Genomic DNA, 24,141 nt, shown 5'->3' on the forward strand with positions numbered 1-24,141 from the left:
TTATACTATGTTTTTGGGCATCAAAGCGATGCGAACCGCTTCAAGATACTTATCCACATGGGAAGCTTTCAGAATAGCCTTCTTCAGCTTTTTATCCATATCAGGCAAAAGATATTCCCAATAAGGCTTTATTTTGCTCAAGAGTTGTGTACCTCCTTGCAGGCAAGAGTCGTAATGGCAAAACAAACGGTCATGGAAAACATTCACCTTGGCATATAATTCTTCACGCGGAAGAGCAATGCCTTCCCGATACTCCATGGCAAACGCGGGATTGGCCAACAAGCCACGCCCTATCATCACTCCATCCAAGTCGGGATACTCCTCTTCGATGCGCCGAATGTCGTCTGGTGTGCGCAAGTCGCCGTTATAGACCAACGGATGACGGCACATCCCGGCAAACAGTTTCAACTCTTTCTGGTATACCATACCTTTATATTGCTGCCGGCCGATGCGCGGATGCAATATAATCCGTGTGAGAGGTACCTCATTGAGCAACGGAAGCACCTGTCTCCACTCATCATAATACTCCCATCCAAGCCTCATCTTAACCGAGAATTTCATCTCGGGATAATGTGCCAACTCATTCAGAAGTACTTTCAGTTCCGACGGATAAGGCAGAATGCCGGAGCCCTTATGCCGCATGGTAAGCACCGGGAACGGACAACCCATATTGATGTCCGCTTCGCGGTATCCGTGTTCTAGAAACAGCCCGACCAGCTTTTCCAGCTCTGCCGGTGTGGAAGCTATCAACTGCGGAATCAAACAAGTCACCTTGTTGTTGTCCTTTTCAATGTCTCGGATATCCTTATTTCGGAATTCCCCTTTCTCTACGCGCACGAAAGGGGTGTAATAGGCGTCAATGCCACCGAACAGCTCATGGTGGATATTGCGCCATGGGGCTTCAGTGAAGCCCTGCAATGGGGAAGCATACAGTTTCATCATATCTTTATTCTTGTTTCACTGCAAAGAAACATAATTTTCCTTACCTTTGCTATATGGAAAAGTATATTTATGAATTAAAAATGAAGGTACGCGACTATGAATGCGACCTGCAGGGGATTGTGAATAATGCCAATTACCAACATTATCTGGAACATACCCGCCACGAGTTCCTCACTTCGGCAGGCATCAGTTTTGCCCAACTGCACGAAGAAGGGGTGGATCCGGTAGTGGCTCGCCTCACCATGGCTTTCAAGACTCCGCTGAAGAGTGGAGACGAGTTTGTATCCAAGCTTTATCTCAAGAAGGAAGGCATCAAGTATGTATTCTACCAAGATATTTTCCGCCTGCCCGACATGAAGGTGGCCATCAAAGCAACCGTAGAATCGGTTTGCGTAGTAAACGGCAGATTGGGTGACAGTACTCTGTTTGACGAGACTTTCGCACCCTATCTGAATGAATAATGGAAGACGAACAACTATACTCTATGGCCCTGACCCGCATTCCGGGCCTAGGACTGACCGGCATCCATAAATTGGTAGACGCATTGGGAAGTGCCGCCACCATATTCCGCAACCGGAAAGAACTTTGCGAACTGGTTCCCGGTATCTCCGCCAAACAGGTAAAGGCGTTGGATTGCCCCGAAGCTTTCCGCCGTGCCGAAGAAGAACTCCTTTTTGCCGAAAAAAACCGCATCCGTTGCCTGACACTGACAGACGAAGATTATCCCTCACGGTTGCGTGAATGTGACGATGCTCCCCTTGTGCTTTACTATCGGGGTAATGCAGACCTGAATGCGCTGAAAATAATCAATATAGTAGGCACACGTCATGCCACTGCCTACGGACAGGATATCTGCCTCCGTTTTTTGAAAGAATTGGCAGAAATGCTCCCGGAGGTACTTGTCGTCAGCGGATTGGCTTACGGCATAGACATTCATGCCCACCGCGCAGCCCTGACCCATCACCTCAATACGGTGGGGGTACTGGCACATGGCCTAGACCGCATTTATCCCTCTGTTCATCGGAAAACGGCCATAGAAATGTTGGAACAAGGAGGTCTGCTCACCGAGTTTATGAGTGGAACAAATCCCGACCGGCAGAACTTTGTCAGGCGGAACCGTATCGTGGCGGGGATGAGCGATGCCACTATTGTAGTTGAATCTGCCAGCAAAGGAGGCGCACTGATTACAGCTGGCGTGGCCGGAAGCTATCACCGAGACTGCTTTGCCTTTCCCGGACGGATAAATGATGAATTCTCCGCCGGATGCAACCAACTGATAAAAAGTAATCAGGCTGCCTTAATCTTGTCTGCCAAAGATTTTGTAGAAACCATGGGATGGAGCGAGAACAAGGAAAAGACATCACCCATAGCCCATCAACGGGAACTGTTCCCCGACTTGAGCGAGGAAGAAGAAAAAGTGGTCGACTTATTGAGAAAAAGACCCGACGGACTGCAAATCAATACATTGGTAGTAAACACCAATATTCCTGTCAACCGGATGAGCGGCTTGCTCTTTGAACTGGAAATGAAAGGTGTGCTGCGAGCACTTGCCGGAGGAATATACCGTTTATTATTATAGCATAATCATCAATCACCGCAGAGGCGGAAGTTTTCCTTCCACTTACCCCTGCGGTGATAAACAGTCTTATCTGATACCAATCTCCGCAAATCCCATCGCCTCGCCTTCATTCACCATTTTTACCGCTTTCAGCATTACATAACGCGCCTTCACGGGGGTGAAATAAACCGATTGCAATATCGGATTGTGCTTGATATTAGAAAACTCGCCTTTAGCTACCACATTATTTATTGCATTGGCATCCGTACCTACAGATATCTCATAGCCGGAAACCAAACCTTTGTTATACTCACTTTGGTCGGGCAAATACTGGAAAGAAGTAACAGTCTGTTCCTCTCCCAAGTCAACGACTACCGCATTACCGTCTACAAAGCACGTTGTAGCCTCATCCTTATCCGCACACTTCTTGCTTTCCGCCTCATCTACACCGACTAGTGTAAAAGGAAAGCTCTTCATTTCCGCCACTGTCCTGTCAAACGACACGTCACCGGCTTCTCCTGCATAATAAGCCTCTACATTATTGATACAGAGACAAGCACGGGCATCCGTAAAGTTCACACGAAGCTTATCGGTTGTTACTGTCTCAAAACGAAGGAGACGCTTGTATCCCACTGTCGTCGTTTCTTCATTCAACTTGACAGGAAGCCATTCCCCATCCTTATTATATTCCACAACGAAAGATTTCACACGCTGCCCCAAAGGAATATATTCTTGCAGCATCATGCGGTTCACTTTCTCCGGCTGTGGCAAATCAAACTCTACGGTAGCCGAAACCACACCGTCATTTGTAGCCCAATATGTATCGTAGTCATTATCTGTCATAGCCTTGGCCGTGTATTTTCCTCCTCGTTCATCCGAAACCTTTGCAACGACACCCGACAGAAGATTGTGTGCCAATTGTTTCTGAATATTCTTATGGAAATTAACAGCATTGGCAGAATCCACCGGATGAATCAATCCGTCTCTATCCACCGGGAAGTTCAACAATAAAGTGGCATTATGGCCCACACTGCGATAATAGAGGTCTGTCAACTGGTCTACCGTCTTCACACGGTCGTCTTCTTCAGGATGATAGAACCAACCCGGACGGATGGAAACATCACACTCTGCCGCTACCCACTGATTGCCGTCGGCATGACCGTATTGCAATTCTCTATATTTAGGATAACCGGGATAAACCTCTCCGGCACGCAAGAATGACCAGTTGGTAGCTCCTGCAAATCCGTTCTCGTTTCCCACCCAACGGCAACCGGGACCTCCATCAGAGAAAATCACCGCCTGAGGCTGGTATTTATCAATCATTTCGTAAGCGCGGTCATACTGATAATAAGTCTTGCGGTCGATGGTACGTGAATCTTTCGCACCGCCATACCAACCGTCGCCGCCATTGGCTCCGTCAAACCAGATTTCAAACACAGCGCCATAATTAGTCAACAACTCATGCAGTTGTTTATAGAAATAGTCCACATATTCCGGTGTGCCATAAATAGCCTGATTTCTATCCCACGGAGAAAGATAGACAGCGAATTTAATGCCATACTTTTTACATGCTTCTGACAAGTCACGGACAATGTCTCCTTTTCCATCTTTATAAGGAGTATTTCGGATGCAGTATTCAGTCAGTCCCGTCGGCCACAGGCAGAAACCGTCATGATGCTTGGCTGTAAGGATAACCCCTTTCATACCGGCGGCAACGAAGGTTTTCACCCACTGTTCACAATCCAGTTTCGTAGGATTAAATGTCTTTGGATCAGAATCCCCATATCCCCATTCACGGTCATTAAAAGTATTCAGACCGAAATGCACAAAAGCGTATGTTTCCATCTTTTGCCATTCCACTTGCTTGGCTTCGGGTATCGGAAGAATAGGTTCGGGAGCTTTCACAGCCGGCTCGCAAGCACAAAGCAAGCTCAGGGCAGTCCCGACAAATAAAAGTTCAATGTGTCTTTTCATCAGATTATAAATTAGTTAGCAGACAAATATACATATTATTTCTAATTCTGTAAGAGAAAACAACATAAAATTCGGAGTGAAGCCTCCCCAAAAGGAAAGAAAAGACGAGAGAACCGGAACAATCAGTGAAAGGTAGGTCTATAAAAAGGAAAAGGAGCAACGCCTTGCTCCAACCTTTGTTAACCTTAAATCTAATACTATGAAAAAAATCACATAACAAATGTAAGGTTTACCCTTATTCCTTCCAAATATTCACTTTAAATCGGACTTGCTTTTAGTATTATTTCACAAAACAAACCGTTTTCGCACACAATATAACAATACGATAAAAAAGGAGCGGTTAAAAAAGGAATATGAAACATTCCGTAGCAGGTAAGCCCGAAGAACAAACTGTTACCCGGTTATTGTTCTCACAATCTTCCCCTAAAACTTGCAAAATCCTTCCAATCGCTTCACAGAGCCTTTCACCCCCCAAAATAGGACGTTTAATAAGTTTCTTTTCAGATTATATCTTCTATATTTGCCCCATATAAAAGATGATACATGGGAAAACGTACTACTATATTCAGCATATTCGTGCTTTTATGCTTATTGACTCAAAACATGGATGCACAGACAATAGAGTACGAAAACCAAAAGGACAGTACCGGCAGGACAGTGCTTGCCGTAAAAAACAATTTATTGTACGACATAGCGTTAGCACCTAACATCGAGATAGAAGTTCCCATAGGGAGGCAATGGTCATTGAACGCCGAATATAAATGCCCCTGGTGGTCTGATAGCAGCAAGGAAATTTGTTATCAATTGCTATCGGGCGGCATAGAAAGCCGATTTTGGTTGGGCAACCGCACCAGACGCCGCCAATTGACGGGACATTTTATCGGGCTATACGCTGAAGGGGGAATTTACGACTTCCAATATAAAGGGGACGGTTATCAAGGGAAATATTATGGTGCAGCAGGGTTCAGTTATGGGTATTCCATTCCGGTATCACGGCATCTGGCATTCGAGTTCAGTCTGGGCATCGGATATCTGACAACGAAATATCGGAAATATACACCTTACGAAGAATCACTGGTGTGGACAAGTAGCGGACAATACAACTTCATAGGCCCTACCAAAGCGAAAATCTCGCTGGTGTGGCTGATAACCAAGAGGAGAGAAAGAAAATGAAAAGAGCATGCTATTTATTCCTTGCGCTTTTATCCCCATTACTGGTAATGTGGGGATGTAGCCGTCGCGCTCTTTTGGATGATTACCCTGTCACGGGAATCAATATTTCGCTCCACTGGGAAGGGGTGACCAATCATTTGCCGGAAGGCGTTAGGGTTATTTTTTATCCGAAAGACGACCAAGGAAGAAAAATAGATACGTATCTGCCGGCAAAAGGTGGAGAGGTAAAAGTACCTCCGGGACATTATTCGGCTGTGATTTACAATTATGACACCGAAGTGGTGCAAGTAAAAGACGAAGGAAGTTATGAAACAATAATGGCGTGCACCGGACATTGCACAGGACTGGGCATCAGTGAAACAGAGAGCATGGTATGGGGGCCGGATGATTTTTATATGCTGTCTCTGAACGATGTGGAAGTCGGGAAAGAGGATGAATTGCCTACGCTGGAGGTGAAACTCAAAGCAGTGGTAACGACTTACACTTTCGCCATAAAGACAGAAGGGTTAAAAAATGTCTCGTCCGTCATTGGCAGTGTTTCCGGAATGGCAGAATGTTATCATTTAGGTAAAGATGCAGGTGTATGCCGCTTTTCTCCCATTTATTGCGAAACCGGTAAAGGAGACGGAGTCATAAAAGGTAGTTTTACCAGTTTCGGTCATCCCAAGCTGACGCAAGCCAGAGCCGATATAACCCAGTTTCTGGAACTGATTATAGTTAGGGTGGATGGTTCCAAACAAGAGGCGAAAGTAGAAATAACGGAAGCGGTGAAACCTCCCGATGACGGAGATGACCCTGGGGAAGGAGACCATAATCCTCCAACTCCGGAAATAGAGATTAAGCTGCCGGAGGATGAAAAGATTGTGGTGGATGATGTGGAAGCTCCTCCTTCGGGAGGCGGAGGTATCGGCGGTGATGTGGATGATTGGGGAGATGAAGAAGATGTGATATTACCTGTCAATTAAAATATAGAACAAATGAAATTATTAACTTTAAAACATACGAATATGAAAAAGATTTTATTTGCGGCTTTAGCTGCATTGGCAATCACGAGTTGCTCACAGAATGAAGAAATTGATGCTCCGGCACAAAAAGCTGAAATTAAGTTTAATACGGCTGTAAGTAAAGCTTTAAGAGCGAATACAACAACAAATGCCAACTTTACGCAATTTAAAGCCTATGCATATTCCAACTCTGAAGACTTTGAAAATGCAACCTCTTCATTCAACTCTTTAATTAACGGAGAAAAATTTGAAAAAAATGGTGAGAATTGGGCTGTCACAGACAAAACATTTTATTGGCCCAAAACTGATAAAGTAAGTTTCTTTGCATACTCTCTAACTACAGATAATGCAACATGGGAAGCACCAACTATAGCTACACCAAATGCCGCTCCCCAATTAACTTACACTGTAGCAACAACTGCTGCAACTCAAGAGGATTTGCTCGTTTCAGAAAAAATGAATCAAACATCAACTACTTCTGCAACTAATTTAGTGTTCCAACACGCATTAACAAAAATAGGATTTAAAATCAAAGGTACAGGGAAGAATGTAACATATACCGTAACCGAGCTTAGTGTTACAGCCAAGGATAAAGGAACTTATACATATAAAGCTGATGCAACTAATCCTAGTAACATATTAGGTTCTTGGCAGGTAGCTAGTGATGCTACATCGCAAACATACACCTTATTAACATCTGCACCAGACGATGACATAACAATAGCAGTTACAGAAACTGAATCTATTAATGAATCATTAATAACTCCAAATACAGCAGACAACAATAGTACAAAAAGTATATTAATGTTAATTCCGCAAGAGCTTACTAATGTTAGTATCAATATAAAGTATAAAGCCGAGATTACTGACGGTGGAGAATTATACGATTTAACAGCAACAGGAGAGACTTTAAAATTTCCTACAAGTAATAGTTGGGATGCTGGTAAAGCACTTGTATATACATTAGTTTTAAGCCCTGGAGAGAACTTGCAGTTAACAGGCAGCACCTCTGATTCTTGGGATTTAACTGAGGGAGGTACTCCTTCTATAAATAAATAATTAACTAATCTTTCAACTTGTATATAACTGTTTGGGGAAGTAACCTTCCTCTCACATACTCTCCAGCTCCGCAATGAAAACAACCTCCTTTCCGGACTCTATTTTCATTTGCGGAGCACTTTTATCCCTATCCCCCATCCCTACCTCATCTTCCAACCACAAATAATAACATTATTTCACCTTATTCATTGTAAATCAAATTATTTATCTTATTTTTGCCTTCACACAAACCAAAGCCCCCATTTTAATGCCTAACGTCTTTTATGGAAATACGGACAAATGTCAAATGTGTCCTAAATCAGTGGAAAACGCAGTATTCCACGTCTTTCATAAACAAGGATTCCATGTCCCTGTCATAAGAAGCGAATTCAATTTTATGCTCTTCATAATGAAAGGGGAAATATTGGTAAACAGCGAAGAATATGCAGGAACTACCGTCAAAACAGGAGAATTCATTTTACAGCCTATCACCTCCAAGATTGAAATATTGGCCATGACGGATGTGGAATGTGTCTACTACCGCTTCAGCCAACCGGAACTCTTTTGTGATGAACGCTACCACCATATCATGAATGACATCCCGGAACCTCTAATCAATACACCTTTGAAAATCGTCCCTGCACTGGAATATTTCCTGGTATGCACCAATACCTATCTAGCAGAGCCCAAAATCTGCCGTGAGCTCCTATCCTTAAAACGTAAAGAACTTGCCTTTATACTAGGGCACTATTATACCGATTATGAGCTGGCATCTCTCATACATCCCCTTTCCAAGTACACTACTTCATTTCAATACTTCGTCATTCAGAACTACAAGAAAGTAAAGACTGTGGAAGAATTTGCCCAACTGGGAGGTTATAGCCTCACCACTTTTCGTCGTATCTTTGATGATATTTTCCATGTTCCCGTTCATGAATGGATGACAACACAACGAAAAGAAAGCGTCCTCTACCAATTGGAAAACGACCATCTGTCTATTTCTGAAATCTGCTTCGGACATGGCTTTGAATCACTTTCCAACTTCTCCAACTTCTGCAGGAAGTACTTCGGAGACTCCCCCCGAAATCTCCGAAAAGGAAAAAGTGCCGAGATACAGGAGATATTGCAATAAAAAATGCCCCGCCAAAACAGGCAGGGCACTCTCAAATATCAAGTAAAACTAACCGTAATTAGTCTTTCAGCTTCGCAGCAATAAATTCGCGGTTCAAACGGGCGATGTTGCTGATAGAAACCAGCTTCGGGCATTCCGCTTCACAAGCACGAGTGTTTGTACAGTTACCAAAGCCCAGTTCGTCCATCTTGCTCAACATAGCTTTTGCACGGCGTGCAGCTTCCACTTTACCCTGAGGCAACAGTGCCAACTGGCTCACCTTGGCAGAAACGAACAACATAGCCGAACCATTCTTACATGCAGCCACGCAAGCACCGCAACCGATACATGCAGCAGCATCCATAGCCTCGTCAGCAATAGGTTTTGCAATAGGAATTGCGTTAGCATCAGGAATACCACCGGTATTGATTGACACATAACCGCCGGCCTGCATAATCTTGTCGTATGCGCCACGGTCTACCATCAAGTCGCGGATAACCGGGAAACCTGCCGAACGCCAAGGCTCAACGGTGATGGTATCACCATCTTTGAAACGACGCATATAAATCTGGCAGGTAGTAGCACCTGTAGCAGGTCCGTGAGGATGTCCGTTGATGTACATAGAGCACATACCGCAGATACCTTCGCGACAGTCGTGGTCGAATACGATAGGTTCTTTACCTTCATTGATAAGCTGCTCGTTCAAGATATCCATCATTTCCAGGAATGAGGTATCACCCGGAATATCTTTCATTTGGAAGGTATCAAAATGTCCTTTGTCTTTAGGACCTTTCTGACGCCAAACTTTCAGTGTGAAACTTATATTTTTATCCATGATTTCTATACAATTAATAATTAAGACTTATAGTTACGAGTTTGAACCTTAGTGAACTCATAGTTCAGATCTTCTTTAATCAATTCAGGTTCTTTTCCTTCGCCGGTGTATTTCCAACAAGCTACATACGAAAACTTGTCATCGTGACGAAGCGCTTCACCTTCCGGTGTCTGGTGTTCTTCGCGGAAGTGGCCACCACAAGATTCTTCACGGTTCAAAGCATCGTAAGCCATCAATTCACCGATTTCGATGAAGTCTGCCAGACGGATTGCCTTTTCAAGTTCCACATTCAATTCATTAGCTTCACCCGGAATACGAAGGTCGCTCCAGAATGTCTTTCTTACTTCTTTCAGTTGAGCCAGTGCCTTGGTCAAAGATTCCTTGGTACGTCCCATACCTACGAAGTCCCACATAATGTGACCCAATTCCTTGTGGATAGAGTCTACAGAACGATGACCCTTGATGCTCATCAGTTTCTGGATTTTATCGTTTACAGCCTTTTCAGCAGCAGCGAATTCAGGCAGGTCTGTTGAGAAACGAGGAACCTGAATCTGGTCTGCCAGATAGTTCTGGATAGTATAAGGCAATACGAAATAACCGTCAGCCAATCCCTGCATCAATGCAGATGCACCCAAGCGGTTTGCACCGTGGTCGGAGAAGTTAGCTTCACCGATAGCATACAGACCCTTGATAGAAGTCATCAGTTCATAGTCAACCCAGATACCACCCATTGTATAGTGGATAGCGGGGAAAATCATCATCGGAGTCTTGTATGGATTCTCGTCAGTGATTTCTTCGTACATATCGAACAAGTTACCGTAACGGGCACGAACTACATCTTCACCCAGACGGTCGATAGCGTATTTAAAGTCAAGGAATACAGCCAAACCTGTGTTGTTTACACCGAAACCTGCATCGCAACGTTCTTTCGCAGCACGTGAAGCAACGTCACGAGGAACCAAGTTACCGAATGCCGGATAACGGCGTTCCAGATAGAAGTCACGGTCTGCATCAGGAATATCGGTCGGTTTCTTGGTTCCTGCCTGCAATGCCTTGGCATCTTCCAGCTTCTTGGGAACCCAGATACGTCCGTCGTTACGCAATGACTCAGACATCAAAGTCAATTTTGACTGCTTGTCACCGTGTACAGGAATACAGGTCGGGTGAATCTGTGCAAAGCAAGGATTAGCAAAGTAAGCGCCTTTGCGGTAAATCTGCATAGCAGCCGAACCATTTGACGCCATAGCGTTGGTAGACAAGAAGTAAGTGTTACCATAACCACCGGTACCGATTACTACTGCGTGAGCAGCAAAACGTTCAATCTTACCGGTTACCAAGTTACGGGCAATGATACCACGGGCGCGTTCCACACCTTCGTTATCCTTAATCAGCACAACGTCCAACATTTCATAACGAGTGTACAACTTCACGTTACCACGTTGAACTTCGCGGCTCAATGCAGAATAAGCACCCAGCAACAACTGCTGTCCGGTTTGGCCGCGGGCATAGAATGTACGTGATACCTGAGCACCACCGAATGAACGGTTGTCAAGCAAACCACCGTATTCGCGAGCGAAAGGAACACCCTGAGCTACGCACTGATCGATGATGGCGTTTGACACTTCGGCCAGACGGTAAACGTTGGCTTCACGTGCACGGTAGTCACCACCTTTAATTGTATCGTAGAAAAGACGGTAAACAGAGTCACCATCATTTTGATAATTCTTAGCAGCATTGATACCTCCCTGTGCAGCGATAGAGTGTGCACGACGAGGAGAGTCCTGGATACAGAAGTTTAATACCTTGAAACCCAGAGCACCCAGTGAAGCAGCAGCCGAAGCACCTGCCAAACCGGTACCTACCACAATAATGTCAAGACGACGTTTGTTGGCAGGGTTTACCAATTTTTGATGAGCTTTATAATTGGTCCATTTCTCGGCTAAAGCGCCTTCAGGAATTTTAGAATCTATAGTAGCCATAATGTTATTTACGATTTAATCATTTACAAATTCAGATTAGCAAGCACCGCAAGCGAGTGATTTCACGAAGAAGATAACGACTACTGCTGCAAAGCCAAGAACTACCAAAGTAGAGTAGATGTTACCAATAGTCTTCCAACGCTCGAACCAGATTTTATTGCTCCAGCCCAAAGTCTGCAAAGCACTCCAAAATCCGTGAGTCAAGTGGAACCACAAAGCTGCTAACCAAATGAGGTAAAGCACTGTAAATACGGGGTTGCCAAATGTTTCCTTGATGTAAGCAGCACCGTCTGTAGGACCGAATGCGCCCAAATCATGAACACCGATAATTTCGGCAAACTGCATTTTGTACCAGAAATTGGCAAAATGAAGAGCCAATCCAGCAATAACGATAATACCCAGGACAAGCATGTTCTGAGATGCCCATTCTACCGATTTAGGCTTAACATTAACTGCATAGCGTTCGCTACCACGAGCTGCACGGTTCTGCATAGTCAGCCAGAATGCATAGATGATGTGAATTACAAACAGAGCAGCCAGTCCGGCAGTTGCAACCAACGCATACCAGTTCGCTCCCAAGAATTCACAAATCATGTTGTAAGCATCTTCAGAGAAGAGCGCAACAAGGTTCATCGCCATGTGAAATGTCAGAAACAGGACAAGGGCGATACCTGTGACACTCATCACCACTTTCCTTCCAATAGATGAATTACTTAACCACATAAATGATTTAATTTAAATTATTTAATTGTTAGAACTAAAATTTCTGTTAAAAGCTGTGTCTTCACGATGCAAAAGTAAAGGAAATCTATTGATAATACAAGGAATTATGGAAATTATTCTTTAATTAGCGCAGGAACAAAGGGAAGAAAGCATAATTTTCTATCTTTGCGGCAGAAAACTGTAAAATATACAATGAATAAAATTATCTTTCTACTTCTGAGCTTATGCCTCAGCATGAAATTATCTGCGCAAAACTGGGATATCAACACCGTGAAGGCTATCAACAAATGGCAAGTGCACGGCCTCAGCCGCGGATTATCCGAAAGTGGAGTTATCTTACCCATAGGTATTCCCACTGCTATGGGTATTTACGCTTTAATAAAAAAAGACCAACCGTTACTGAAAGATGCCATTTATATCGGTACGAGTGTGATTGAAGCAGCAGGTATCACATACGCTGCCAAACATATCATAGGACGCGACCGTCCTTTTGTAAAGTACCCCGACAAGGTTCATCCTTACGGAGCACCGGATGCAGACAGCCCATCGTTCCCGTCAGGGCACACTGCAGCGGCCTTTTCTCTAGCAACATCGCTTTCCATCACTTACCCCAAGTGGTACGTCATCGCTCCTTCGGCAGTGTGGGCTTGCGGAGTAGGGTTCGCCCGGATAAACCAAGGAGTGCATTATCCAAGCGATGTAGTGGCAGGAGCTGCTATCGGAGTGGGATGCGCTTTTGCGAATATTTATATCAACCGCTGGCTAAATAAGGTATTGTTCAAAAAGAAATCTGTAAACACCAAGTAACGGTTCACCCTTTCTTCACATTGGAGGGTGTGTCGGAACTCTCATAAACTAAAAATCACCCTCGCCACAGGTAGTTGTAGCGAGAGTGATTTCGATAAAAAGGGAGTTTTGACACATCTCCACAGCCCGACTACTGTTTCTTTTTCAGTAATCCCTCAAAGTCCGGTTGCTCCAACAATTCCAAGGCCTTCCTGATACTTTCGTTAGCCTCATTGATAACATGATAATATTCATTCATATCCCATAAATCACGGGCTATCAACGCCTTCATCTGCAATTTCAGCAAAGGCAGGGCTTTTTGATATTCTTCCTCATTATATTCCACGCCCATCTCTTTTCCTGTCGCTACCAATTGCTGAAGCATATCCGGCGAAACCTCGAACTTCTTACGGAAGTCGTCAAACTTCTTATATTTAGACAGCCATTCATTACGATGTGCATCTATCTGCTGAAAATGTACTTTCATCAATGCCCCTTTATCGCGCAACTGACGATGATACTTCGTATAGAGCGTCGTATCAATCGGCACAAAATAATCCGGCATAATGCCACCTCCGCCATACACAGCACGTTCCAGTTTATGAGTCTTGAATTTAAGTGAGTCAGGGAAATGGATACTATCGGCACTCAACATCTCCCCCCGATTATAGCGGTCTATCAAATCCTCATTATATTTTTCAATACTTTCGTAAGGCTTCTGGATACAACGCCCTGCCGGAGTATAATAACGGGCCACCGTCAGGCGAATCATAGAGCCGTCCGGCAAATCGATGGGACGCTGCACCAAGCCTTTGCCAAACGTACGCCGACCGACTACTACCCCTCTGTCCCAATCCTGCACAGCTCCGGTCACAATCTCACTGGCAGAAGCCGAAAACTCATCCACCAGCACAATAAGACGTCCATCCCTGAATCCTCCGGTACCTTTTGCAAAGAACTCGCTACGAGGATTCCGGCGTCCTTCGGTATAGACAATCAACTCTTGTTTCTCCAAGAATTCATTGGCCAAATCAATGGCAGCATTCAGATAACCTCCACCGTTACCCTGCAAATCAAGAATCAAATCTTTCATGCCGAGTTTTTTCAGTTCAGCCAAAGCCTTCTTAAATTCCTCATGAGTGGTAGCGCTAAAACGATTGATACGGATATAGCCGATTTTATCCTTCAACATATAAAAAGCATCAAGGCTGTAAACCGGTATTTTATCCCTTTTCACCGTAAAAGGAAGCAGTTCCCCCACCCCACGGCGCACGATTTTCAAATTCACTTCCGAACCCTTCGGACCTTTCAAACGGCGCATTATATCCTCCGTACTCATCTTCACACCGGCAATAGTCGTATCATTCACCATCACAATACGGTCGCCGGCCAAGATACCCACCTTTTCAGAAGGACCACCCGATACAGGCTGTATAACGAAAAGCGTATCTTCCGCCATATTAAACTGAATGCCGATTCCTTCAAAATTGCCTTGCAACGGTTCATTCATCTTTTTTACCTCCTCTGCATCCGAATAAACAGAATGCGGGTCAAGCTGTTCCAGCATCTTTATGATAGCTTCTTCCACCATCTTGCCTTCATCCACCTTGTCGACATACAAATTTGCAATGGCAAACTCCGCCAACTGCAATTTACGAGCCGGAGAATCCACTAAAGACTTTCTTTCCTGCGCCCGGACAGCACTGAAAGAAAAAATGCAGGCAATCAAGCCTGCAACTAAATACTTGGTATATTTCATCATTAATCTATTTTCATTCCTTCGGGCAAAAACGGAGTTACATCCTTGCCGAATTGCAATAATTCCCTTACAATGGTAGAGCTGATAGAGGTCAGTTCGGGTTCGGTAAACAATAAAATAGTCTCTATCCCTGCCAGTTTCCGATTGATATCGGCAATGGTTTCTTCGTACTCGAAATCATGCACGGTACGAATGCCGCGCACGATAAACCCGGCATCCTGCTCTTTGGCAAAATCCACCGTCAGACTGTCATACGCTTCCACCCTGATACGAGGCTCGTCGGCAAACAATCCACGAATCATTTCCAGACGTTTGTCCATCGGGAACCAAGTTTTTTTATTATCATTGATACCAATACCGATAATCACCTCATCCATAAAGGTCAATGCCCGTTTTACGACCGAATAATGCCCGATGGTAAAGGGGTCGAATGTCCCCGGAAAAATTGCTCTTCTCATCTCACGCTATATCTTCTTCTATAACAAGATTCTCAATTATAAAGTTTTGTCTTTCCATGGTGTTCTTACCCATGTAGAACTCCAGCAGTTCTTTCACCAAATCGGTTTTTCGGAGACTTACCTGTTCCAAACGCATATCTTTTCCGATAAAATGCTTGAATTCATCGGGTGAAATCTCTCCGAGTCCCTTAAACCGGGTAATTTCAGGATTAGGGCTCAGCCGTTCGATAGCAGCCACCCTTTCCTCTTCCGAATAGCAATAGACAGTCTCGTACACCCCTTTCTTACGGTTACGCACGCGGAACAAAGGAGTCTGGAGAATATACACATGACCTTTCTTTATCAGGTCCGGAAAGAATTGCAGGAAGAACGTTATCAACAGCAGACGTATATGCATACCGTCTACATCGGCATCAGTCGCCACAATCACTTTATTATAACGCAGTCCCTCTATACCTTCTTCTATATTGAGAGCCGCCTGCAGCAAATTAAACTCTTCATTCTCGTACACCACCTTCTTGGTCAGTCCGAAAGAATTCAACGGCTTACCACGAAGACTGAACACAGCCTGCGTATTTACATCACGGCTTTTCGTGATGGAACCGCTTGCCGAATCACCCTCGGTGATAAAGATACAGCTCTCCTCTTTCTTATCCCCTTTCGCATCGTTGAGATGGAAACGGCAATCGCGCAACTTACGGTTATGTAAATTCGCTTTCTTGGCACGCTCGCGGGCCAACTTGGTAACGCCGGCTATCGCTTTACGTTCTTTCTCTGATTCCTGTATCTTTTGCAACATCACATCGGCCACATCCGTATGCTTGTGCAAATAATTATCCACTTCCGTCTTCACAAAATCGCCCACAAACTTATTCACCGTAGGGCCGCCGGGAGCCATATTGGTAGACCCCAGCTTAATCTTGGTCTGACTTTCGAACATCGGTTCTTCCACATTGACGGCAATGGCAGCCACCAATCCGTTACGAATGTCCGCATAATCCATATTCTTATTGAAATACTCTTTGATGGTACGTGCAATATGCTCCTTAAAAGCACTTTGATGCGTACCGCCCTGAGTGGTATGCTGTCCGTTGACAAAAGAATAATATTCCTCACCATACTGTCCGGTATGCGTAAAGGCAATCTCTATATCCTCATCTTTCAGATGGATGATGGGATACAGACCGGTAGCCGTCATATTATCATTCAGCAAATCCACCAGCCCATTGCGGGACAAGATGCGCTGCCCGTTATAAATGATGGCCAATCCCGTATTAAGGTAAGTATAGTTGCGCAGCATCGTTTCCACAAATTCAGAGCGGAAACTATAATTTTCAAATAAAGTATTATCCGGCTCAAAGAAGATATAAGTACCGTTCTCTTCCGAAGTGTCTTCCGTCCGGTCAGTCTGCAGATTCCCTTTGGCAAAGGTAACTACACGCACCTTTCCTTCGCGATAACTGCGCACCTCAAAGCGCGAGCTCAAGGCATTGACCGCTTTGACACCGACACCATTCAGCCCGACACTCTTTTTAAATGCCTTGCTGTCATATTTACCACCCGTGTTCAGCACACTCACCGCCTCAACCAGTTTTCCCTGCGGAATACCACGGCCAAAGTCACGCACGCTGACCCGAAGATTCTCTTCTATTGTAATTTCAATCTTTTTGCCCGCCTGCATCTTGAACTCATCGATACTGTTGTCGAGTACCTCTTTCAGAAGAACATAAATACCGTCTTCTGCATGCGCTCCGTCACCCAACTTTCCAATATACATACCGGGACGGGTACGCACATGCTCCATATCGCTGAGGTGGCGGATGTTATCGTCGGTATATTCTACGGCGGAATTGTTTATCAGTTCGTTGTTCTCTTCCATATCTTAGTAACGGTTACAAATTCTGTTTCTTCACGGCGGCATCTGTCAACCGATGCTTTTCTTATAAGCACGACGGCGCTTATGCTGTTCTGTCTTGAAATACTCCCACTGCGCCTGTACCTTTCCGTTCAGTTCCAGTTCAGGATTACTTTCGGCATACTTGAATCCCAATTGCTGATACACAGGAATCAAGTCGGAGAATAACAAAGCATTCACCCCTTTGTTCTGATATTCCGGTTTCACAGCCACCAACAGCAAATCGAGCATAGGAGGATATTTATGCATAAACAGCACCTTCATCAGGTGATACCAACCCATAGGCAGCAAACGTCCCTTTGCCTTTTGCAATGCTTCAGACAAAGAAGGCATTGAGATACCCACCGCCACCAATTTATCTTCAGCATCAGTCACCAAGGTCACCATACGCAAGTCTACAATAGGCAGATACATCTTGATATACTGGTTAATCTGTCCTTGTGACAAAGCCGAGAAGCCATAAAGCGGAGCGTATGCCTCATTCATCAACTCGAATATGGCTTGACCATATTCTGCTGCAATTTTCTTACCCGATGTATATTTCTTCACCTTCAGGTTAAACTTGCGTTGAATCAAGTCACTGATACGCTTATGCTTATCGGGAATCGCATCGGGGATATAAATCTTATACTCCACCCAGTCGGCATCTTTCTCAAACCCCAACTTCTCCATGTGTTGCGGATAGTAAGGATAATTATAAATAGTCGCCATCGTACTCAGCTGGTCAAAGCCTTCAATCAACATTCCTTCCGCATCAAAATCAGTAAAGCCCAAAGGCCCTTGAATGGTATCCATGCCTTTCGACTTTCCCCATTCGGCCACTGCATCCAGCAGTGCACGTGATATTTCTATGTCATCCAAGAAATCAATCCATCCGAAACGCACTTCCTTTTTCTGCCATGTCTCATTGGCACGGCGATTGATAATTCCGGCAATACGTCCCACCACTTTATCATCTTTATAGGCCAAAAAGTAGACAGCCTCGCAAAACTCAAAAGCAGCATTCTTCTTGGGGCTGAACGTATTCAGCATATCATCGTACAAATCGGGTACGGAATAGGGATTCTCCTTATATAACTCGTAGTTAAAACGTATAAACGTCTTTAGTTCCTTTTGGGTACTGACTTTCTTAATGGTAATAGCCATGTTCGATTTTTATAAAAATTCAGGCGGTAAAGATAGCTGTTTTTAATTTAAAAAGAGGTGATTTTCACACCTTTTTTCATTGTCGGGCAATAAGATAAGCTGTATAAGCCACATAACACACTATCATCAGCACCCCTTCGGGACGTGTAATGGTACGTTTTTTAAAGAACCAGCCCACCAGCCACAACAGCAGTGCAGAAGCAATCATCACCGTCAAGTCAAGATTATTGATACCACCCATCGGTAAGGGCGAGATAGTTGCGCTACAGCCCAACACAAAGAATATATTAAACAGATTACTACCTATCACATTTCCGATGGCGATACCCGGATTCTTCTTCAATGCAGCCGTGATAGAGGTAGCCAGTTCGGGCAAAGAGGTGCCTCCCGCCACTAAAGTCAATCCGATAACAGACTCACTGACACCCAACGAACGAGCGATACCGCTTGCCCCTTCTACAAAGAGCTGTCCGCCAAAGATGAGTCCGGCAAGACCTCCCACTATAAAAAGGACAGATTTCCATATCGGCATCTCTTTTATTTTTTGCTCCTCTCCCGCTTCCTCATTACCGTTTCGGGCGATGGCAAAAGTATACCGCAGAAAGATGAGAAAGAAAGCGAGCAGGATAAGTCCGTCGACACGTCCGATTATATTTTCAGCTCTGCCATCGAGCATCACGTCGTTGGCACAGAAAAAAAGCACCAGCGAAGCAAGAATGACCAACGGTATTTCCTTACTCATGGTTCCTTCGCCCACTTTAATGGGAAGCACCGCCGCCGTGCATCCTATAATCATCAAAGCATTGAAAGTATTGCTACCCACCACGTTGCCGATAGCCATCTCTGCACTTCCGTTTAAAGCGGAAAGCACACTGATAACCAACTCGGGAGCGGACGTTCCGAAAGCAACAATGGTGAGGCCGATTACCAAATCGGAAATCCGGAAACGCTTGGCAACAGCAGCCGAGCCGTCAGTCAGGCCGTTTGCTCCCAGCAATATAAGGGCTAAACCGCCGATTAAAAGAAGGGTGTCTAACATAAATTTATCTGATTGGATTTTATAATTTGACGGTAAAATTAAAGGTATTATCCGAAAAAGACAAGGAAATGGAGGAGGAATGACGGAGAAAAAGAAAGCGCATCCGGCAGGGAACGTTTCACATACAATAAAAAAGGGTGTACTCATGATGTACACCCTCTAATATAATAAATAAGTTATTCCTTATTTATTCTGAAATTTCATCGTGAATGCAGGAAGATCTTTCTTGATAATATTACCATAGATATCTTTTACCTTCAAACGAATAACAGTTTCTACATCACTACCCTGAGATGCTACACTGTTTGATGTCAACAAGATATGTGCAGCTTCCTTCACTGCTGAGTTATCATCATTATAAGTAGTTTCTACAAATTTGGCAGTATAATATTCATTTACACCGGTTGCAGAATTGCTAGTGATAACTTCAACATCGTCTTCTGCAATCGTTCCATAGTCATTGAATGCCACTATCTTAGCTACTGTGTTATTATAAATATATACATTTTTGCCATACCAGTCTTTACCAATCAGTTTAGACAAGTCAAGTTTTTGTGTTACATTGGTTGAACCCGGATAAGTTAATGTCGGTTTAGCACTCCATGTAAATGTACAGTCATCAATGTAGTTACCAAATACAACATCAAAATTAGTACCTTCAACAATCCACTGATATTTAAGAGTCTCAACCCAGCTACTAATATCACCATAGTCATAAGAAACAACCATCGGATACTTAGTTCCGTATTCATCTGCTTCAGGATTCAGAATAGCCTTCGGAGCTTGCAATGCAGGTTTAACATCTGTATCTTTAGCTATATAAGTTATTACAGTTGCTTTCTCATCACCGGTTACTTTCTGAGCAAAAGTCACCTCAGTTGTGATACCATGCCATACATTATCCAACTCATAGAGAACATTCGCATCCTCGGCATTTTCAATCTTCGGATAAACCTTCAATGTATTGTTAACCAATATATTAGTAAACGGCGCTACACTGGCAGGGAATCCCGGCATTACTTTTGTTAAAGTTACAGTGATAGTCTTCAGCAATTGTCCTCTATCATTGTAGAATCCATAAGTCTGAGTGTATTTCTTACCATTGTCATACCAAGTAGCATCTGCACCATCCTGAGTATTAATAACAGCTTTCACATATTTAATATCCTTGGCAATAGCACTCAATTCATCTGTAAGTTCAGATGTTTTATCCTCACCATAGAATTTCAAGTCTGTGATAGCAGCCTTACTATTCTCGAGTTTATCAAGTACAATTGTATCACCGGGAGCCAATGCTTTCATTTCAGCTACATTCTTAACCCAATCACCGGCAAATACGTCTGATGCCACTTCTGCCATTGTATATTCTTCTTCATTGGCAGCTTTCCAAGTCCAAGTACAATTGTAAGTACCCAATGCATCGGCAGCTTCACCTACCACTACTTCGAATGCTTTACCATCAGGGTCAACCAAAGAACCGTCTTTGTTTACAGCATATACACGGAAACAAATGTAATCTGTCAAAGCATCAGCATCTGTGATAGTCAATTCGACAGAACCTGTCTTAGAAACAGTCTTCAGTCCGGTCATTGTCTTTTCATACTTCTGCCATGCTACCTTCTCACTTGTATCTGAGTCACCTGCACGAGCATAGTCAATTACTACATAGAAACCTTCTACATTTTCATCTTCTACTTTTACTGTGAAAGGCTTGTTCAGTGTAACAGGAAGAGCTGATATGTCTTGTTTGCCATCACGGTCATCTGAATCATCTGCCTCTGTATTGGCATCCTTTCCTGAGAATATAGGTTCAGCCTTAACACCATCTTTCCATGTGCTATCAGCCAACACAGCATAACGGTTAGCTATTTTTGCAACCGCCTTATCATCAACAGTAAATGATAATTCCGCTGATGTGTTAATATTATCTGTTGTGAAAGCCAAATTATATTCAGAAACAACGCTTCTTGAATAAGTCTTTTCTCCTTCTTTTTCGCCCAATGTTGAGTTAAGGCTTACTGCATAAAGATTATACTTAGTATCCTCTCCTTCAGTATATTTACCATTTTTATCTTTAGCAACAGTTGCTTCTTTGAACTTAGCTTCATCATAGTCTTTGTTCATTTCAACTACAACTTCCCAAACACCTGTTTCAGAAATACCACGTGTGAACTGACCTTTATAAGATTTTACTTCTTTTACAGAAACCAAACCTTCCAAGTCTGTGCCTTCGCCATTAATCAATTTAATATTCTCAGCAGAAACCACAGCATCAGTCGGAGATACGCGGATAAGGAATGACTCAGTCAAAGTTGCTTTTTCACCCTTAACGAATTCAATAGCTCCCGTCATCTTATCACCAAATGTCCATGTTCTGACAGCTTCGGCAGAAAGAAGTGTCAAATTCCAATCATTCTGAGGTTCTGTTCCTGCAACCCACAATGAAACATGAGTTACGCCTTTATAAATAGCAGCAGACAAAACTTCCAACTTATTATCAATAGCTGTAATCTGATCTGACAAGCCTTTCAAGCTGGTAGACATAGTTTCCAGTGTAGCCTTGATAGTTGCAATATCCTCTTGAGTTTCTTTCACATCGAATGCCTTCAGGCCATCCAAGATTTCCTGTTGTTTGCCCAATGTAACCAGAATGCCTTCAATGGCAGTCTTGTTGGCATCTACAGCCTCGTCGTTTGACAAGATATAGGCTTCCAAAGCCTTTTTCTGAGCATCGATAGCAGCTTCATTTTTACCGATAGCTACCTTATTGGCTTTCACTTCAGCATCCAATGTAGTCAGTGTGCCTGCCAATGCAGCATCAGCCTGAACCAAAGCGTCTAAAGTCTTTTCGGTAGTTGCCTGAAATGCCTGCAAAGCATTGATTTTACCGTTTACTTCAGCAATAGAAGCTTCGATTTCTGTAATATCACCTTTTACAGCCTGAATTTCCTCGTCGGTTGCAGTCTGCAATTTAGTGATAGCAGCTTCCAACTCTGCCTTTACACCGGCGAGTTCTTCTGCAGCTGCAGCAATGGCAGCCTTCTGAGCTTCCAAAGCAGCCTTTTCAGCGGCATCTTTCACTTCTGCTATTTTGCCTTCCAAACCGGCCTGAGCTGTTTGCAAGCTTGCGATAGAAGTTTCAACAGCAGTAACCTTATCGCTCAGGTCAGTCTTCTGCTTGTCGATTTGCTCCTGCAAGTCCTTGATGTCGTCATCATAGTCTTTACAAGACACGAATGTTCCTGTTGACGAAACCATCATGGCTCCGAACAGGATTGCACTTAAAAACTTTTTGTTCATAATAGAAAAACTTTAAATTTATAAATTTAAAAAACTAAAATTGGTTATACATATTCTATCGGTTCCGAGGGCACAGCCCTCTGTTCTTGTTTCATATATCTTTTTGGAGAGACACCCGCCACCTTCTTAAAGGAGGTATAAAATGTACTTCGCGACAGGAAGCCGCATCGTTGGGGCAGCTCCTCCAACGGACATCCTCCCGACCGGAGCAGCTCCTTGGCATATTCCACCCGGTATGTGTTCACCAAATCTTTCAGGTGACAGCCAAAGTAGCGGTTTACCACATTGGACAGATAAGTCTGGTTCGTTTCAATCATATCGCTTAGCTTATTCAATGAAAGCTTCGGGTCGAGAAACACTTGGCGCACTTCCAAATAGTACAATACATATTTATATAGCTCACAATCGATTTTCCTTGCCTGCTTCACGTTACGACCTGCAAACTTCTGCTCCCAATAGATATGAGCAGCCCGGAAGAGCAGATTCTTCTGCCTTTCGGAAGTAAAGGTGCGCTTGTCGCGATGTAGGAACAGGTAGTCCATTGTACTCTCTTTTTATCGCCTCTATTTCAGATAATTACACATTTTTCAAACCCTTAAAAAAGGGTTGCGTTCGGTGCATCTCTTAGTAAGAGATGCACTTTTTTTCTTCTTTCTCCTAAAATCTTATTCATCACGTTCTCAAGAGTTTAAGCAGTATCAAGTCCCTGCTTTACATCCGACTTGAAAATCCTAACAAATGTCAACGTATCCTAATGGAAAGACTCTGATGTTTTTAAAAAAGACCAAGGAGTTTCCGAAAAAGACTTAAGCGTTTTTCAAAAAGCTCAAGGTCTTTTTCCAAAGCACTTCTATCAATTGATAAAAAGAGGAAGAAGACAGAAAAATCACTCGTTTTAGTCGAATAAATAGAATATGAGACCTCAAAAAAACTCTCGTGAGAACTTCTTCAAACAATGGAAACAGTTTCTTGAAACAATGGTAACAGTTTGTCCAGACAATGCCCATTGTTTAGGGGTGATGATACTACTTTACTTTTCCGTCACAAGCAAGCAGAAATTAAGCGGTAGAAAACTTATTGCATACCTCCTTTCACACATAACAGCTGCCGGAACCGCCTGTTTATGGGAAATTAGTGTGAAAGACACCGTTACTTCAGCTGTATTGGCTACCGGTGTTAAGAAGAAATCACTTCCGCCCATCTTTTTAGCCTACCGTTTTCTGTAGGGGCAGACCCGTGTGTCTGCCTGAGAACAGCTTACTTTAAGCCATCGGGCGGACACATGGGTCCGCCCCTACCGTAAATGAAAGCGTTATAGAAAAAGTTAAGTGGTGGATTCAGTCATTGGATGACAAACCCTGTATGACAAAAGCCGAGAGCCGGCATTACATCCGATACTTG

At 43.7% G+C, this 24,141-nt stretch carries 20 protein-coding genes; 8 read left to right on the forward strand and 12 right to left on the reverse strand.

Annotation, left to right across the window (positions count from 1 at the left end):
• Window positions 1–939, reverse strand: coding sequence for a tRNA-dihydrouridine synthase family protein (locus tag IR173_RS16400; protein WP_237040610.1), 939 nt, complete (start codon window positions 937–939; stop codon window positions 1–3).
• 56 nt (window positions 940–995) lie between these two features.
• On the opposite strand from IR173_RS16400, the gene IR173_RS16405 reads away from it, so the two are divergent.
• On the forward strand, window positions 996–1,403 hold the full coding sequence (locus tag IR173_RS16405) for an acyl-CoA thioesterase (RefSeq protein WP_237040593.1): 408 nt from the start codon (window positions 996–998) through the stop codon (window positions 1,401–1,403).
• Entirely contained in the window at window positions 1,400–2,521 is a 1,122-nt protein-coding gene (gene dprA / locus IR173_RS16410; RefSeq protein WP_394800683.1) for a DNA-processing protein DprA, read from the forward strand. The genes IR173_RS16405 and dprA overlap by 4 nt, the downstream gene beginning before the upstream one ends.
• A 66-nt stretch (window positions 2,522–2,587) precedes the next feature.
• Here dprA and IR173_RS16415 read toward each other — a convergent pair whose 3' ends face one another.
• Window positions 2,588–4,474: an alpha-L-fucosidase gene (locus IR173_RS16415; RefSeq protein ID WP_237040595.1), complete on the reverse strand. Its 1,887-nt coding sequence runs from the start codon at window positions 4,472–4,474 to the stop codon at window positions 2,588–2,590.
• 603 nt (window positions 4,475–5,077) lie between these two features.
• Here IR173_RS16415 and IR173_RS16420 point away from each other — a divergent pair.
• From IR173_RS16420 to IR173_RS16435, 4 genes are all read left to right on the forward strand, one after another.
• On the forward strand, window positions 5,078–5,647 hold the full coding sequence (locus tag IR173_RS16420) for a DUF3575 domain-containing protein (RefSeq protein WP_237040611.1): 570 nt from the start codon (window positions 5,078–5,080) through the stop codon (window positions 5,645–5,647).
• On the forward strand, window positions 5,614–6,612 hold the full coding sequence (locus tag IR173_RS16425) for a DUF5119 domain-containing protein (protein WP_237040596.1): 999 nt from the start codon (window positions 5,614–5,616) through the stop codon (window positions 6,610–6,612). The genes IR173_RS16420 and IR173_RS16425 overlap by 34 nt, the downstream gene beginning before the upstream one ends.
• Window positions 6,613–6,624: 12 nt before the next feature.
• Complete coding sequence (locus tag IR173_RS16430; protein WP_237040597.1) at window positions 6,625–7,710, forward strand: fimbrillin family protein; 1,086 nt, start codon at window positions 6,625–6,627, stop codon at window positions 7,708–7,710.
• A gap of 247 nt (window positions 7,711–7,957) precedes the next feature.
• Entirely contained in the window at window positions 7,958–8,821 is an 864-nt protein-coding gene (locus IR173_RS16435; RefSeq protein WP_237040598.1) for a helix-turn-helix domain-containing protein, read from the forward strand.
• Window positions 8,822–8,879: 58 nt separating this feature from the next.
• On the opposite strand, the gene IR173_RS16440 is transcribed toward IR173_RS16435, so the two are convergent.
• Genes IR173_RS16440 through IR173_RS16450 form a run of 3 tightly spaced genes read right to left on the reverse strand, consistent with a single transcriptional unit; the run spans window position 8,880 to window position 12,337 of the window.
• Complete coding sequence (locus IR173_RS16440; RefSeq protein ID WP_007841755.1) at window positions 8,880–9,635, reverse strand: succinate dehydrogenase/fumarate reductase iron-sulfur subunit; 756 nt, start codon at window positions 9,633–9,635, stop codon at window positions 8,880–8,882.
• Window positions 9,636–9,655: 20 nt separating this feature from the next.
• Window positions 9,656–11,614, reverse strand: a complete 1,959-nt coding sequence (locus IR173_RS16445; protein WP_237040599.1) for a fumarate reductase/succinate dehydrogenase flavoprotein subunit — start codon at window positions 11,612–11,614, stop codon at window positions 9,656–9,658.
• A 36-nt stretch (window positions 11,615–11,650) separates the two neighbouring features.
• Window positions 11,651–12,337 (reverse strand): succinate dehydrogenase/fumarate reductase cytochrome b subunit, encoded by a 687-nt coding sequence (locus tag IR173_RS16450; RefSeq protein ID WP_237040600.1) that lies wholly within the window; start codon window positions 12,335–12,337, stop codon window positions 11,651–11,653.
• Window positions 12,338–12,529: 192 nt separating this feature from the next.
• Here IR173_RS16450 and IR173_RS16455 point away from each other — a divergent pair, with 192 nt between their 5' ends.
• Window positions 12,530–13,144, forward strand: a complete 615-nt coding sequence (locus tag IR173_RS16455; RefSeq protein ID WP_237040601.1) for a phosphatase PAP2 family protein — start codon at window positions 12,530–12,532, stop codon at window positions 13,142–13,144.
• A 130-nt stretch (window positions 13,145–13,274) separates the two neighbouring features.
• Here the strand turns inward: IR173_RS16455 and IR173_RS16460 are convergent, their stop codons facing one another.
• The 7 genes from IR173_RS16460 to IR173_RS16490 all read right to left on the reverse strand — a co-directional run bounded on the left by IR173_RS16460 (window position 13,275) and on the right by IR173_RS16490 (window position 23,282).
• Window positions 13,275–14,882, reverse strand: coding sequence for a S41 family peptidase (locus IR173_RS16460; RefSeq protein ID WP_237040612.1), 1,608 nt, complete (start codon window positions 14,880–14,882; stop codon window positions 13,275–13,277).
• Window positions 14,883–14,884: 2 nt separating this feature from the next.
• Complete coding sequence (gene coaD, locus IR173_RS16465; protein ID WP_237040602.1) at window positions 14,885–15,340, reverse strand: pantetheine-phosphate adenylyltransferase; 456 nt, start codon at window positions 15,338–15,340, stop codon at window positions 14,885–14,887.
• A 1-nt stretch (window position 15,341) separates the two neighbouring features.
• On the reverse strand, window positions 15,342–17,219 hold the full coding sequence (locus tag IR173_RS16470; protein ID WP_237040603.1) for a DNA topoisomerase IV subunit B: 1,878 nt from the start codon (window positions 17,217–17,219) through the stop codon (window positions 15,342–15,344).
• Window positions 17,220–17,264: 45 nt separating this feature from the next.
• A complete protein-coding gene (locus tag IR173_RS16475; protein WP_237040604.1) occupies window positions 17,265–18,401 on the reverse strand; it encodes an N-acetyltransferase in 1,137 nt (378 codons plus the stop codon).
• A gap of 76 nt (window positions 18,402–18,477) precedes the next feature.
• Entirely contained in the window at window positions 18,478–19,440 is a 963-nt protein-coding gene (locus IR173_RS16480) for a calcium/sodium antiporter (RefSeq protein WP_237040605.1), read from the reverse strand.
• 183 nt (window positions 19,441–19,623) lie between these two features.
• Entirely contained in the window at window positions 19,624–22,740 is a 3,117-nt protein-coding gene (locus IR173_RS16485) for a hypothetical protein (protein WP_237040606.1), read from the reverse strand.
• Window positions 22,741–22,784: 44 nt separating this feature from the next.
• The gene (locus IR173_RS16490) at window positions 22,785–23,282 is read right to left on the reverse strand and encodes a helix-turn-helix domain-containing protein (RefSeq protein WP_237040607.1); all 498 of its coding nucleotides are present in this window, start codon (window positions 23,280–23,282) and stop codon (window positions 22,785–22,787) included.
• Window positions 23,283–23,654: 372 nt separating this feature from the next.
• Between IR173_RS16490 and IR173_RS16495 the strand changes: the two genes are divergently transcribed.
• Window positions 23,655–23,966, forward strand: coding sequence for a hypothetical protein (locus tag IR173_RS16495; protein WP_237040608.1), 312 nt, complete (start codon window positions 23,655–23,657; stop codon window positions 23,964–23,966).
• Window positions 23,967–24,141: the final 175 nt, after the last annotated feature.

Source organism: Phocaeicola faecalis (genome assembly GCF_021730445.1).
Classification (GTDB): Bacteria; Bacteroidota; Bacteroidia; order Bacteroidales; family Bacteroidaceae; genus Phocaeicola; species Phocaeicola faecalis.

Bases quoted from the DNA above. Each gene is read 5' to 3' on its own strand.
- IR173_RS16435 (WP_237040598.1), top strand. From the start codon at position 7,958: ATGCCTAACGTCTTTTATGGAAATACGGACAAATGTCAAATGTGTCCT.
- IR173_RS16440 (WP_007841755.1), bottom strand. From the start codon at position 9,635: ATGGATAAAAATATAAGTTTCACACTGAAAGTTTGGCGTCAGAAAGGT.
- IR173_RS16495 (WP_237040608.1), top strand. From the start codon at position 23,655: ATGAGACCTCAAAAAAACTCTCGTGAGAACTTCTTCAAACAATGGAAA.
- coaD (WP_237040602.1), bottom strand. From the start codon at position 15,340: ATGAGAAGAGCAATTTTTCCGGGGACATTCGACCCCTTTACCATCGGG.
- IR173_RS16445 (WP_237040599.1), bottom strand. From the start codon at position 11,614: ATGGCTACTATAGATTCTAAAATTCCTGAAGGCGCTTTAGCCGAGAAA.
- IR173_RS16400 (WP_237040610.1), bottom strand. From the start codon at position 939: ATGAAACTGTATGCTTCCCCATTGCAGGGCTTCACTGAAGCCCCATGG.
- IR173_RS16475 (WP_237040604.1), bottom strand. From the start codon at position 18,401: ATGGCTATTACCATTAAGAAAGTCAGTACCCAAAAGGAACTAAAGACG.
- IR173_RS16430 (WP_237040597.1), top strand. From the start codon at position 6,625: ATGAAATTATTAACTTTAAAACATACGAATATGAAAAAGATTTTATTT.
- IR173_RS16450 (WP_237040600.1), bottom strand. From the start codon at position 12,337: ATGTGGTTAAGTAATTCATCTATTGGAAGGAAAGTGGTGATGAGTGTC.
- IR173_RS16480 (WP_237040605.1), bottom strand. From the start codon at position 19,440: ATGTTAGACACCCTTCTTTTAATCGGCGGTTTAGCCCTTATATTGCTG.
- IR173_RS16490 (WP_237040607.1), bottom strand. From the start codon at position 23,282: ATGGACTACCTGTTCCTACATCGCGACAAGCGCACCTTTACTTCCGAA.
- IR173_RS16485 (WP_237040606.1), bottom strand. From the start codon at position 22,740: ATGAACAAAAAGTTTTTAAGTGCAATCCTGTTCGGAGCCATGATGGTT.
- IR173_RS16405 (WP_237040593.1), top strand. From the start codon at position 996: ATGGAAAAGTATATTTATGAATTAAAAATGAAGGTACGCGACTATGAA.
- IR173_RS16420 (WP_237040611.1), top strand. From the start codon at position 5,078: ATGGATGCACAGACAATAGAGTACGAAAACCAAAAGGACAGTACCGGC.
- IR173_RS16415 (WP_237040595.1), bottom strand. From the start codon at position 4,474: ATGAAAAGACACATTGAACTTTTATTTGTCGGGACTGCCCTGAGCTTG.
- IR173_RS16470 (WP_237040603.1), bottom strand. From the start codon at position 17,219: ATGGAAGAGAACAACGAACTGATAAACAATTCCGCCGTAGAATATACC.
- IR173_RS16455 (WP_237040601.1), top strand. From the start codon at position 12,530: ATGAATAAAATTATCTTTCTACTTCTGAGCTTATGCCTCAGCATGAAA.
- IR173_RS16460 (WP_237040612.1), bottom strand. From the start codon at position 14,882: ATGAAATATACCAAGTATTTAGTTGCAGGCTTGATTGCCTGCATTTTT.